The organism is Sphingomonas bacterium (genome assembly GCF_903643035.1).
Lineage (GTDB): Bacteria > Pseudomonadota > Alphaproteobacteria > Sphingomonadales > Sphingomonadaceae > Sphingomonas.
Window position 1 is genome coordinate 1 of sequence record NZ_CAHJWW010000059.1, and the last position, 12921, is coordinate 12921.

The following is a 12921-nucleotide window of genomic DNA, read 5'->3' on the forward strand; positions in this document are numbered from 1 at the left end:
CCACATGACGGCGGCGATCGCCGCCGCCGGCCCGCTCGCCTGGCACGACGCCGGCCGGGGACGGGTCGTCGCGGATCCCGCGTGCCACGGCGACGTCGTGCTCGCCCGCAAGGACGCGCCCGCCAGCTACCATCTGGCGGTGACGGTCGACGACGCCGCGCAGGGCGTGACGGACGTGGTGCGCGGGCGGGACCTGTTCGCCGCCACCCACGTCCACCGGCTGCTGCAGGCGCTGCTCGGCCTGCCGACCCCGCGATACCGCCACCACCCGCTGCTGCTCGGCCCGGACGGGTCGCGGCTGGCCAAGCGACACGGCGCGCCGACGCTGGCGGCGATGCGCGCGGACGGGGTGGACGGACGCGAAATCGCCGACCTGTTGCGACAGGACAACCTTCCGGCTGGATTCGCGCGGGATGTGGACTAGATTGCGATTATGACCATCCTTCTCGTGCTCGTGCTGGTCGGCCTGATGGTCGCCACCGTCGTCGCCCTGGTGCGCGGCATCATTGCCTTCCTTCAGGAGGGCAGCGCGCAGGTGAAGGCGGGCGAGGGTCCGACCGCATCGGCGCTCAAGTCGAACAGGATGATGCAGTCGCGCATCATGTTCCAGGCGGGCGCGATACTGGTCGTCGTGCTGCTGCTGTTCGCGGCGGGACGGACCTGAGGGACGGACGGGAGCTGGCGCGATGGTCAGGCTGAACCGCATCTACACGCGCACCGGCGACACGGGCAGCAGCGGACTGGTCGACGGGTCCCGCGCGCCCAAGAGCGACGTGCGCTTCGCCGCGATCGGCGACGTCGACGAGGCGAACAGCGCGATCGGCGTCGCCCTGCCGTCGGCCGGGACCCTGGTGGAGGCGCTGGGCCGCATCCAGAACGACATGTTCGATCTCGGGGCCGATCTCGCCACGCCGCAGGGCATCGACGGCGCGTTGCGCATCGTGCCGGCCCAGGTCGAGCGGCTGGAGCGAGAGATCGACGCGATGAACGTCGCGCTCGCGCCGCTCACCAGCTTCATCCTGCCGGCGGGACCGTCCGCGCCGCTGCATCTTGCCCGCGCGATCGTGCGCCGGGCGGAACGGTCCGTGGTGGCGCTCGGTGGCGAGGCTTCGCCCAGTGCGCTAGCCTATGTGAACCGGTTGTCGGACTGGCTGTTCGTCGCCGCCCGGGTGGTGAACCATTCGGCCGGTGGCGACGTTCTGTGGGTTCCGGGCGCGCAACGCTGAGTCCGGCGTGCGTGCCGGGATCGAGGCGTACAAGCAGAAGGGAAGCGCCATGTTCGCTCGGGAAAAAAGCGCCAGGGAGCCGCTGGCGGACCTGTTCGCGGCCACCAGGAACCTGAGCATGGCGCTCGCGGCGCCGCTGTCGGACGCGGACGCCACCGTTCAGTCCATGGACGACGCCTCGCCCGCGAAATGGCATCTGGCGCATGCGAGCTGGTTCTTCGAGACGTTCGTGCTGCGCGATCACGTCCCCGGCTATCGCCATCACGACGAGGGATGGCCATTCCTGTTCAACAGCTATTACGAAGCGGAGGGCAGGCGCCATGCGCGGGGCCGGCGCGGCATGGTGACGCGTCCCACGCTGGACGAGGTGCGCGGCTATCGCTCGCACGTCGATGCGGCGCTGTCCGGCGCGCTGCCGACGCTGTCGCCGGCCGCGCTGGAGCTGGTGGAACTTGGCTGCCACCACGAGCAGCAGCACCAGGAGCTGCTGGTCACCGACATCCTGCACCTGCTGTCCCAGAACCCTCTGGAACCCGCGCTGTGGCCCGCCGCGCGCAAGCAGCCGGTCGCGATGCCGGGTCCGATCGGCTGGGTCGAGCATGGCGGCGGGCTCGTCGAGACAGGGTGCGACGGTCGCGGTTTCTCCTTCGACTGCGAGGGGCCGCGGCACGCGGAACTGCTGCATCCGCACGCGCTCGCCGACCGCACGATCACCAACGGCGAGTGGGCGGCGTTCATCGCCGACGGGGGGTATCGCGAGCCTCGTCACTGGCTGGCGGACGGATGGGCCTGGGTGCAGGCGGAGCGGATCGCCGCGCCGATGTACTGGGAGGAACGCGACGGCGTCTGGACCCGCTTCGGTCTCGACGGCCGCCGCGCGATCGATCCCGCTGCGCCGGTGACTCACGTCGGCTTCTTCGAGGCGGACGCCTATGCCGCCTGGGCGGGCGCGCGGCTGCCGACGGAGGCGGAGTGGGAGGCGGCGGCGCAGGGCCTCGATCCCTCCGGCGGCAACCAGATGGACGGGGCCGGCCCCGTCGAGCCGCGCCCCGCGTCCGGCGGTCCCGCGATGTTCGGCGATGTGTGGGAATGGACCGGCAGCGCCTATCGTCCCTATCCCGGCTTCCGCGCGGTCCAGGGCGCGGTCGGCGAGTACAATGACAAGTTCATGAGCGGGCAGTTCGTCCTGCGCGGCGGATCGTGCGCGACCCCGCGCGGCCATGCCCGCGCCAGCTACCGAAACTTCTTCTACCCGCATCAGCGGTGGCAGTTCACCGGCGTGCGGCTGGCCAGGGATGTCTGAGATGCTGAAGCCCGAGATCGAGGACCGGGAACAGTCGCTCGCCGACCCGCAGTTCCGCGCCGATGTGCTGGACGGCCTGTCGCGCAGGCCCCGCGCGATCCCGGCGCGCTGGTTCTACGACCGGCGCGGCTCGGAGCTGTTCGAGGCGATCACCGATCAGCCCGAGTATTACCCGACCCGCACCGAGATGGGCATATTGGCGGAGATCGGCCCGGAGCTCGCCGGCCTGGTGGGCGCCGGGCGCGCGGTGGTGGAGTTCGGCTCGGGATCGTCCGCCAAGACGCCGCTCGTCCTGCGCGCGGTCGCGCCATCCGCCTATGTGCCGATCGACATATCGGGCGAGTTCCTGCGCGAGTCGACCCGGTCGCTGTGCGCCGCCTTTCCCGAACTGCTGGTCCTGCCGATGGAGGCGGACTTCATGCGTCCCATCGCCCTGCCGCGATCGATCGCCAGCGCGCCCAAGCTCGGCTTCTTTCCCGGCTCCACGATCGGCAACATGGCGCCGCTCGCCGCGGTCGACCTGCTGCGCGCGATGCGCGCGTCGCTGGGGCAGGGGGCGATGCTGCTGATCGGGATGGACCGGGTGAAGGAAGAAGACGTGCTGATCCCCGCCTATGACGATGCCGCCGGCGTGACGGGCGCGTTCAACCTGAACCTGCTAGAACGGATCAACCGCGAGCTGGACGGCACCGTACCGGTCGACGCGTTCCGCCACCGCGCGATCTGGAACGACGTCCGCGCGCGGATCGAGATGCACCTGGAGGCGGTGCGCAACGCCGAGTTCGTCGTCGACGGCCGGTCGTTCGCGATCGCGGCGGGCGAGTCGGTCCACACAGAGAACAGCCACAAATATGGGCCGCGCGACGCCCGCATCCTGCTCCGGTCGGGCGGGTGGACGCCGGTGAGGGAGTGGACCGATCCCGACGGCCGCTTCGCGGTGATCCTCGCCGAGGCGCAGGCAGAACGACCGGCGCCCTGATCGCGGCCGGCCGATCTCCCCTCGCGCCCGTCCTCGCGCAAGCCCGCTGGCGTCCGGTGGATCGCATGATATGATCGTCCGACCCGGGGCGGAAGGATCGCGCGATGCTGAAGAGGATGACGATGGCGGGCCTGCTGGCGGGTTCGGTTGCGGGACTCGGGATGGCGAGCCCGGCGTCGGCGGCGGACAATCCGATGCAGGTCTGCGGCGCCAGATACCAGGCGGCGAAGACCGCCAAGACGCTGCCCGCCGGCCAGACCTGGCCGCAGTTCCTGGCCCAGTGCCGCGGCACCTTGTCCAGGACCGCCGCCGCATCGACGCCCGCGCCCGCCGCCGTGTCGAAGGCGCCGATGTCCGCCCCCGGCAAGATGGCGGCCGTGCCCAAGCCGGCCGGTCAGGTCAGCGCGGCGCAGCTCGCCGCCCGGTCGCGCCAGAAGCAATGCGCGCAGAACTATCAGGCGGACAAGTCGGCGAACAAGCTCGCCGGGCAGAGCTGGCCCAAATATTACAGCGCCTGCAGCACCCGGCTGAAGGCGTGACCCCATCGGCGGCGCCCGGCGTCGGCGCCCCGCCGGTCGGAACACCGTCGACCGGTACGGGTTACACCATGTCATCGCGGTGTCCGCCGGGTTCCGCGTACCGGGAAACATCATGCGACATCCGTTGATCGCCGCCGCGCTGCTCGCGGTCGGCGTCGGCCTCACGGGCTGCGCCCATGATTACGGCAGCGGCTATTACGACGCCGGTTATGGCGGTTATGCCGATGGCTATGGCGACGAGTTCGGCTCGCCCTATTGGGGCTGGTACGGCGGTTATTACTACCCGGGCTCGGGCATCTATGTGTACGACCAGTACCGGCGGCCGTTCCGCTGGAACGGGTCTCAGCAACGCTATTGGCAGGGGCGTTCCACCGGTCGGCGCGGCGGCGCCGAATGGCGTGGTTTCGACCGGCGCGGCGGCTATGCCGGGCATTCCGGCGGACCGGGTCCGACCGGCCCGGGTCCAGCAGGCCAAGGTCCGGCGGGTCAGGGCGCATATGCCGTCCGCGGCGGAGGACAGCCCCGCTTCCAGGGCGGCAGGCCGGGGGCGCCCGGCGGCGGCAATAGTCATGGCGGCGGCGGTCATGGCGGTGGAGGTCACTGGCACGGCCGTCGATAGGATAGAATCGGTCCGGCCGATCCTGTCGTGGCCGGCTCGCGCCGCGTGCGCGGTCAGTGCATCTGCGCCATCGCCTCGTTCATCGGCATCATCGCGTCGTTCAGGTGCGCCATGATCCACAGCGATCCCGCCACGACCAGGAACACGATGAGGACGCCGAACGCCAGCGCCATCACGTTGTTGGTGTTGTCCGGTCCGGTCGTGATGTGGAGGAAGAAGACGAGGTGGACGCCCATCTGCGCGATCGCAAAGGCGGCGAGCGCGACAGGCACCGCCGGCGCCCAGATCATGTGGGTATAGACACTCCAGAACGACGCTCCCGTCAGCGCCACCGCGAGCCCGAGGCCGATCAGATAGCCGCTCACTCCCTTGGCGATCCCGCCGCCGCCCGCGCGTTGCTCGCCGGGCGCGGAGTCGCCCTGTTCCCCGCGAACGTCGGTGTCGCTCATGCGCCGGCTCCAATCAGATAGACGACCGTGAAGACCCCGACCCAGATGATGTCGAGCGCGTGCCAGAACAGGTTGAAGCACAACAACCGCCGGCAGATGTCGTCCCGGAAACCCTTCACCTGCAACTGCGCCATCATCGTGCCCAGCCACAGCAGCCCGGCGGTGACGTGCAGCCCATGGCAGCCGACGAGCGCGAAGAAGGCGGACAGGAACGCGCTGCGATCCGGCCCGGCGCCGCGAGCCACCAGATTGGCGAACTCCTGGACCTCCAGCACCATGAAGGCGAAGCCAAGCAGGCCGGTGGCGAGCAGGGCGGCCTGCGTCCATGTCCGGCTCTTGACGTGCGTGGCGACGCCGGCGAGCCCGCAGGTGAAGCTCGACACCAGCAGCAGCCCGGTCTCCGTCGCGACCCGCCACGGCTCGAACAGCTGCGCGCCGCTCGGCCCGCCAGCGGTCGCCTTCTGCAGCACCGCATAGGCCGCGAAGAAGCCGGAGAACATGATGATGTCGGAAAGCAGGAAGATCCAGAAGCCATAGGCGACGGTTATCCGCTTGGACGCGGGACCGCCCTCGCCATGGCCGGTGGCCTCGTGGCTGGTCCGATCGCCATGCCCATGTCCGCCGTGACCCCGGACGCTCGGTCCGTGTCCGAGCTTGTTGGGATCGTGCGTGCGGACGACCTTCGTGGCGGCGGTCATGCCTGCACGCCCTGCTCCACGACGACGCGACGCGCGGCGAGGCGGGCGCGGTCCTCGCGGGCGACCTCCTCGACCGGGATCTCATACTCGCTTTCGTCGCGCCACGCGAACCACACGAACGTCGCATAGGCGCCGATCAGGCTGACGATCACCATCCACCAGATATGCCAGATCAGCGCGAAGCCGGTGAACGAGGCGAAGAAGGCGGTGACGATCCCGGTCGGGCTGCTGAGCGGCATCTCGATCGCCTCGTAATGCGGCTCCTGCGGCATCGCCTGCGCCTCCAGCGCGCCGCGCTTGATCGACCAATAGGCCTCCTCGCCGTGCACGTCGGGATAGACCGCGAAGTTGAACGCCGGCGGAGGCGAGGTGGTGATCCACTCCAGGCTGCGGCCGTCCCACGGGTCGCCGGTCTCGTCGCGCAGTTCGTCGCGCCGGCGGATCGACACGACGAGCTGGACGATCTGGCAGACGACGCCGATCGAGATGATGACGGTGCCCACGCCCGCCATCAGCATCCACGGCCGCCATTCGGGATTGTCGTAATGCTGCATCCGCCGCGTCATGCCGAGCAGCCCGGCGACGTAGAAGGGCACGAACGTCACCCAGAAGCCGGTGAACGCGAACCAGAAGGCGGCCTTGCCCCAGCTCTCGATCAGCTTGAAGCCGAACGCCTTGGGGAACCAGTAGCTCATGCCCGCGAACGCCCCGAACAGCGTGCCGCCGATGATGACGTTGTGGAAATGCGCGACGAGGAACATCGAGTTGTGGAGGACGAAGTCCGCCGGCGGCACGGCCAGCAGCACCCCCGTCGTCCCGCCTATGGAGAAGGTGACGATGAACCCCACCGACCACAGCATCGGCGTGGTGTAGCGGATCCGGCCGCCGTACATGGTGAAGATCCAGTTGAAGATCTTCACCCCCGTCGCCACCGCCGCGAGGCTGGTGGCGATGCCGAAGATCGCGTTGACGTCCCCGCCCGCGCCCATGGTGAAGAAATGGTGCAGCCACACGCTGAACGCGATGACGACGATGAACAGCGTCGCCCCGACCATGGAACGATAGCCGAACAGCGGCTTGCCCGAAAAGGTCGAGATCACCTCGGAAAAGATGCCGAAGGCGGGCAGGACCAGGACGTAGACCTCGGGATGCCCCCACGACCAGATGAGGTTCATGAACATCATGACGTTGCCGCCACGATCATTGGTGAAGAAGTGGAAGCCGAGGTACCGGTCCAGCGTCAGCATCGCCAGCGTGGCGGTGAGGATCGGGAAGGCGGCGACGATCAGCAGGTTGGCGGCGAGCGACGTCCAGCAGAACATCGGCATCCGGAAATAGCTCATCCCCGGCGCGCGCACCTTCAGGATCGTGGTGACGAGGTTCACCCCGCTCATCAGCGTGCCGATGCCTGCGATCTGGATCGCCCACAGGTAATAGTCGACGCCGACGCCCGGCGAATAGGCGAGCTCGGACAATGGCGGATAGGGCAGCCAGCCGGTGCGCGAGAACTCGCCGACGAACAGGCTGATGTTGACGAGCAGCGCGCCCGCCGCGGTTAGCCAGAAGCTGACCGAGTTGAGCGTCGGGAAGGCGACGTCGCGCACGCCGAGCTGCAACGGCACGGCGAAGTTCATCAGCCCGATCATGAACGGCATCGCGCCGAAGAAGATCATGATCGTGCCGTGCGCGGAGAACACCTGGTCGTAGTGTTCGGGCGGCAGATAGCCCGGTCCCTGGAACGCCAGCGCCTGTTGCGAGCGCATCAGGATCGCGTCGGAAAAGCCGCGGATCAGCATCACGATCGCCAGGAAACAGTACATGACGCCGATCCGCTTGTGATCGACGCTGGTGATCCATTCATGCCAGAGATAGGGGAAATAGCCCTTGAACCAGATCCACGCGATCACGCCGGTGATCCCCACCGCCACCACGAAGCTCGCGATGATGGGTATGGGCTGCGACAGCGGGACCGCCGCCAGGGTCAGCTTGCCGAGCATCAGCTATTGTCTCCGGGAGATACCTGGGGTCCGCCGCGACCCTTTTGCGGGCCGGCCGCAGGGGCAAGCCTCTGCGCCGCGACAGCCTGGAACAGGACGGGCATCACGGCGCGATAGGTGAAGGGCTTCACCCTGGTGCTCTGCCTGGCGAGCGCGGCATAGGCCGGGGCGTCGAGCGCCGGCCCGGCGGCCTTCGCGCCCGCCACCCAGCCGGCGAACTGCGCCGGGCTGACCGCGTCCATGTGGAAATACATGTCGGAAAAGCCGTCGCCGCTGAAATGCGTGCTCTGGCCGAAGTAGCTGCCCGGCTTGTCGGCTTGCAGGTTCAGCTGCGTCACCATGCCGTTCATCGTGTAGATCTGGCTGCCCAGCTGCGGCACGAAGAAACTGTTCATCACGCTCGCCGACGTCAGCGAGAAATGCACTGGGCGCGCGGCGGGCACCACGAGCCGGTTGACGCTGGCGACGCCGTAGCCGGGGTAGATGAACAGCCATTTCCAGTCGAGCGAGACGACCTGCACCTCGATCGGCTTGCCCGCGGCGGTGGCGGGCAGCGGCTTGAACGGGTCCAGCCGATGGCTGCTGATCCAGGTCAGGCCGCCCAGGAAGATGATGACCAGGATCGGGACCGACCAGACCAGCAGCTCGATCCGGCCCGAATAGGCGAAGTCGGGCCGGTGGATCGCGCGCTCGTTGCCCGCGCGGAACCACCAGGCGAACACCAGCGCGAGGATGATGGTCGGGACCACCAGGGCCATCATGATCACGGTCGCGTTGAACAGGATCGTTTTCTCGTCCGCCGCCACCGGGCCGGCCGGATCCAGAACTCCCTTGGCGCAGCCGTCGACGAGGAAGGACACCGCCGCCGCGGACGCGGCGCGACACAGAGATACGGACCGGGATCGCGTCGTGGACCCGGTGTCGCGCATCGCCGCCTGGCAGGAGGGGGTCATGAACAGCCGTTAAGCCTTCCGGTTCTCGACGTCGCTTCGATAGCGAGCGCGCTCGATGTAATCGTCGCCATAGTGATCCGTGTTGCGGCCATTCTTAACCTTGGTTTCGGGAAGGATCGGATGCGTTCACCGGCTCGGGCGGGCTGACGACGCGCAGCGTCCGCTCCTGCGCATCGGGATCGATCCGGCGCGACCGGTGGAACGGCGGCAGTACCTCCGCCCGGCCGCTGGCGAGCGCGCGCTCGATGCCCTCGATGACGCGCAGGTCGGCCAGTCCTTCCTCGCCGTCGGGCTCGGGATCGCGGCCGTTCAGGATGCAGTCGGAGAAATAGGCCATCTCGCCGCCGAACTGGTCGGTGGCCTTGAAGCTCTCGTGGCTGCGCTTGCCGCCGATCACGCGATACTGTTCCAGCGACTTCCCAAACGTGTAGCCCGGGTCCATCGTGATCGACCCCTTGGTGCCCGCGACGACGAAGCTGTTGATCGCGTTGGCGTAATAGGAACAGGTGAACTGCGCGATTCGGTCGCCGGGAAAGCGCAGCGTCACCGCGATCGTGTCGTCGACATCCGCGCCGAACCCCGCCGCAGCATGCCGGGTCGCGACCGCCGAGACGACCTCGGTTGGCTCGGCCTCGAACAGATAGCGGGTGGCGTTGATCGGGTAGGGCGCCATGTCGAGCAGCGGCCCGGCGAGGTCGCCGCTGTTGGCGCGGTGGTTGGCGGGGTCGACCATCTGCGCGAAGGCGGAGGTGAAGGCCATGACCTCGCCAAGCTCGCCCGCCCGGATGCGGCGGATCGCATCCAGCGTCGCGGGCTCGAAATGCAGGCGATAGGCGACCATCAGCCTGGCCGACGACGCGGCGGCCGCGTCGACGATCGACTGCGCCTTCTCGGACGTGATCTCCAGCGGTTTCTCGCTCAGCACATGGAGCCCGGCCTGCAACGCGGGGATCGCGAACTCGGCGTGGCGCCAGTTGGGCGTGGCGAGGTAGATCGCGTCGGCGACGCCGTCGGCCAGCATCCGCGCGAAATCGTCGTAGCCATAGCGGTGCTCGATCCCGTATCTCTCGCCCAGCGCGTGCGCCTTGACGATGTCGCCGGTGACGATCGCGGTCATCTCGGAATTGCCGGTGTGCGAGACGCCGGGCATCATCGCCTCCTGCGCGATGTCGCCCGCGCCGACGATGGCGTAACGGACCTTCTTGCCCGACGAAAAGCCGAGCGCGGACGCGATGCTCATGGAAAATGTCTCCTGATCGAGCGGCGGTAACGCGCGTCGGCGCGCAACGGTGCCGCCTTGCGTCAGCGGGACGGAGCCGGAGGCCGCACCCGCCGTACGGCGATGATCCGCACCGGCTCGCGCAGGATCTGTCCCAGCGTCTCGCGGCTGTACCCGCCCGGATATTTGGGGAGCGGCAACATGCGCCGGACGACGTCCATGCCGCCGACCACATGGCCGAACGCGGCATAGCCGGGAGAGCCCGGTCCCGCGTCGAGGTACCGCTGGTCGCCGACCATGATCGTGAAGTCCCCGGCCGCGGTGCCGGGATCGTTGCGCGCCATCGAGATCGTGCCGTCGGTGTGGTGGAGGCCGGTGACGGTGGTCGGCTCGTGATCGATCGCGAACCGCGCGCGGGTCGCGTCGTGGTTGATGCCGCCCTGGACGAAGCCGGTGCGCGGATCGCGCAGGCCGGGCGATGCGCGGTAGAACGTGGTGCCGTCGAGGCGATGCTCGTCGACATAGGCGAGGAAGTTGGTCGCGGTGATCGGCGCGTGGCGGACGTCGAGCGCGATCACGATCGGCCCCATGCTCGTCTCCATCCGGACCTCCACCAGTCCGGACGCCGGCGCTCCGGGACTGGCGGCCGGCGAGACGAGGAGCGCGAGGGCGCAGAGGAGCAGGGTCGGCAGGTGAGGCATCGCCGCTGCCCTTGCCCGAGGACGAAAAGCCCGGCAACCACCGAGGCGGCCGGCCCGGCGGGGGGACGGCCTGCCGGCGGCCATCGTCAGGAGCGGTGCTGCGACAGGCCGGGCGCGACGCGACGGACGCGCCTCACGGCACGTTCGCCCTCAGCTCGGCCAGCCACGTCGCGGCGGTGCCGTCGGACGGCGCGCGCCAGTCGCCGCGCGGGGACAGCGCGCCGCCCGCCGACACCTTGGGACCATTGGGGAGCGCGGACCGCTTGAACTGGCTGGTCTGGAAGAACCGCACCAGGAACCGCTCCAGCCAGTGCCGGATCGTCGGCAGGTCGTAGGCGACGCGCCGTTCCTCGGGATAACCGGCCGGCCACCGCCCCGCGCCCACGTCGTGCCAGCCGTGCCAGGCCAGGAACGCGATCTTCGACGGCGCCATGCCGTGCCGCACGACATGATGCAGGAAGAAGTCGTTGAGCGCGTATGGGCCGATAATCGCCTCCGTGCTCTGCATCGCCCCCGCCTCGTCCGCGGGGACCAGTTCGGGCGAGATTTCCGTCTCGACGATCCGGCCGAGCACCGCGTCGGTCTCCGCGTCGAACTGGCTCGTCGCGATCGCCCAGCGGATCAGGAACTGGATCAGCGTCTTGGGCACCCCTGCGTTGACCGCATAATGGCTCATCTGGTCGCCGACGCCATAGGTGCACCAGCCCAGCGCCAGCTCCGACAGGTCGCCAGTCCCCACCACGATCCCGCCGCGCTGGTTGGCGAGGCGGAACAGATAGTCGGTGCGCAGCCCCGCCTGAACGTTCTCGAACGTCACGTCGTACACCGGCTCGCCCCCCCCCTCCAAACCATGGCCGAAAGGGTGGCCGATGTCCGCCAGCATCGCGCGCGCGGCGGGGCGGATGTCGATCTCGTCGGCCGCGATCCCCAGCGCGCGCATCAGCGCCCAGGCGTTGGCCTTCGTCGCCTCGCCGGTCGCGAAGCCGGGCAGGGTGAAGCCCAGGATCGCCGAGCGCGGCATCCCCAGCCGGTCCGCCGCCTTCGCAGCGACGATCAGCGCGTGCGTGCTGTCCAGCCCGCCCGACACGCCGATCACCATCGTCCTCGCGCCCGCCGCGGCGACCCGCTTGGCGAGCCCCTCGACCTGGATGTTGAACGCCTCGTAGCAGTCCTCGTCCAGCCGCTCGGGCGTGTCGGGCACGAACGGGAAGCGGCGGATCGCGCGCTCCAGCCCGAGGTCGGCCATCGGCGCGGCGTGCGTGAAGCCGATCCGGCGGAAGCGCCGCTCCGGATCGTCGGCGAGGCGCGCGGCGTCGTTGAACGTGCCGGTGCGCATCCGTTCCTGCCCGATCCGCCCGGCATCGACGTCCGCGATCAGCAGGTCGCCGGCGCCCTCGTCGTCCAGGATCGCGAACCGCGCGGAGGCGGCGAGCAGCTCGCCCAGCTCGTGGACCGTGCCCTGGCCGTCCCACGCGACGTCGGTCGTGCTCTCGCCGGGGCCGGCGGCGGAATAGACATAGGCGCAGGTCGCGCGCGCGCTCTGCGACGCGGACAGCATCGCCCGCTCGCGCGCCTTGCCGACGACGACGTTCGACGCCGACAGGTTGCAGCAGATCGCCGCCCCCGCCAGCGCCCCCATCGTCGACGGCGGCGTCGGCGCCCAATAGTCCTCGCAGATCTCCGCATGGAAGGTGAAGTGTTCGAGATCGGTCGCCGCGAAGATCAGGTCGGTGCCGAACGGCGCGGTCTGGCCGGCGAGCGTGATGTGGCAGGGCGCGGTGATCCCCGCGCCGCTCGCGAACCAGCGTTTCTCGTAATACTCGCGATAGTTGGGCAGGAACGTCTTGGGCACGACGCCCAGGATGCGCCCGCGCGCGATCGCGACCGCGCAATTGTAGAGCCGCCCGTTGCGCGGCAGCGCGGCCCCGACCAGCAGCACCGGCGCCAGCGCCGCGGTGGCGGCGACGACGGCGGCCAGCGCCGCCTCCGTCGCCCCGTGCTGCGCGGTCTGGAGGTGCAGGTCGTCGATCGCGTAGCTGGTGAGGCTCAGCTCCGGGAAGACGATCAGGTCGACGCCCCGCTCATGGCCCCGCCGGGCGAGCGCGATCGTGGCGGCGGCGTTGGCGGCGGTGTCGCCGACGGTTCCCGCCGGCGTCGCCGCCGCCACGCGGATCAGGCCGTGGCGGTGCAGCGCGAAGAAGGGGTGCGGATCGGCCATCGCGACGATCCTACCGCGGC

14 protein-coding genes are annotated in these 12921 nt (G+C 69.3%); 7 read left to right on the forward strand and 7 right to left on the reverse strand.

Going from position 1 to position 12921, the window contains the following annotated elements:
- From HUV01_RS05690 to HUV01_RS05720, 7 genes are all read left to right on the forward strand, one after another.
- A partial coding sequence (locus HUV01_RS05690; protein ID WP_254606408.1) for a glutamate--tRNA ligase family protein occupies positions 1-424 on the forward strand: 424 nt, incomplete at its 5' end.
- 9 nt (positions 425-433) lie between these two features.
- Entirely contained in the window at positions 434-664 is a 231-nt protein-coding gene (locus HUV01_RS05695) for a twin transmembrane helix small protein (protein WP_174297339.1), read from the forward strand.
- 22 nt (positions 665-686) lie between these two features.
- Entirely contained in the window at positions 687-1226 is a 540-nt protein-coding gene (locus HUV01_RS05700; RefSeq protein WP_174297340.1) for a cob(I)yrinic acid a,c-diamide adenosyltransferase, read from the forward strand.
- 49 nt (positions 1227-1275) lie between these two features.
- Positions 1276-2529 carry an ergothioneine biosynthesis protein EgtB gene (egtB, locus tag HUV01_RS05705; protein ID WP_174297350.1) on the forward strand — a complete coding sequence of 418 codons (1254 nt, stop codon included), beginning with the start codon at positions 1276-1278 and terminating at the stop codon, positions 2527-2529.
- Position 2530: 1 nt separating this feature from the next.
- On the forward strand, positions 2531-3508 hold the full coding sequence (gene egtD / locus HUV01_RS05710; RefSeq protein WP_174297341.1) for an L-histidine N(alpha)-methyltransferase: 978 nt from the start codon (positions 2531-2533) through the stop codon (positions 3506-3508).
- 104 nt (positions 3509-3612) lie between these two features.
- The gene (locus HUV01_RS05715) at positions 3613-4047 is read left to right on the forward strand and encodes a hypothetical protein (protein WP_174297342.1); all 435 of its coding nucleotides are present in this window, start codon (positions 3613-3615) and stop codon (positions 4045-4047) included.
- Between the two features lie 112 nt (positions 4048-4159).
- Positions 4160-4666, forward strand: coding sequence for a hypothetical protein (locus tag HUV01_RS05720; RefSeq protein WP_174297343.1), 507 nt, complete (start codon positions 4160-4162; stop codon positions 4664-4666).
- 53 nt (positions 4667-4719) lie between these two features.
- Here HUV01_RS05720 and cyoD read toward each other — a convergent pair whose 3' ends face one another.
- The 7 genes from cyoD to HUV01_RS05755 form a co-directional block, all read right to left on the reverse strand.
- Positions 4720-5115, reverse strand: a complete 396-nt coding sequence (gene cyoD / locus HUV01_RS05725) for a cytochrome o ubiquinol oxidase subunit IV (RefSeq protein ID WP_174297344.1) — start codon at positions 5113-5115, stop codon at positions 4720-4722.
- Positions 5112-5813 (reverse strand): cytochrome (ubi)quinol oxidase subunit III, encoded by a 702-nt coding sequence (locus HUV01_RS05730; protein WP_174297345.1) that lies wholly within the window; start codon positions 5811-5813, stop codon positions 5112-5114. The genes cyoD and HUV01_RS05730 overlap by 4 nt, the downstream gene beginning before the upstream one ends.
- The gene (locus HUV01_RS05735; RefSeq protein ID WP_174297346.1) at positions 5810-7810 is read right to left on the reverse strand and encodes a cbb3-type cytochrome c oxidase subunit I; all 2001 of its coding nucleotides are present in this window, start codon (positions 7808-7810) and stop codon (positions 5810-5812) included. The genes HUV01_RS05730 and HUV01_RS05735 overlap by 4 nt, the downstream gene beginning before the upstream one ends.
- Positions 7810-8763, reverse strand: coding sequence for a ubiquinol oxidase subunit II (cyoA, locus tag HUV01_RS05740; protein WP_254606409.1), 954 nt, complete (start codon positions 8761-8763; stop codon positions 7810-7812). Before cyoA ends, HUV01_RS05735 begins: the two co-directional genes overlap by 1 nt.
- A 94-nt stretch (positions 8764-8857) precedes the next feature.
- Positions 8858-10003, reverse strand: a complete 1146-nt coding sequence (locus HUV01_RS05745) for a Gfo/Idh/MocA family protein (RefSeq protein ID WP_174297347.1) — start codon at positions 10001-10003, stop codon at positions 8858-8860.
- Between the two features lie 62 nt (positions 10004-10065).
- Positions 10066-10683: a peptidylprolyl isomerase gene (locus tag HUV01_RS05750; RefSeq protein WP_174297348.1), complete on the reverse strand. Its 618-nt coding sequence runs from the start codon at positions 10681-10683 to the stop codon at positions 10066-10068.
- Positions 10684-10816: 133 nt separating this feature from the next.
- Positions 10817-12901 (reverse strand): NAD(+) synthase, encoded by a 2085-nt coding sequence (locus HUV01_RS05755; protein WP_174297349.1) that lies wholly within the window; start codon positions 12899-12901, stop codon positions 10817-10819.
- Between the last annotated feature and the right edge of the window lie 20 nt (positions 12902-12921).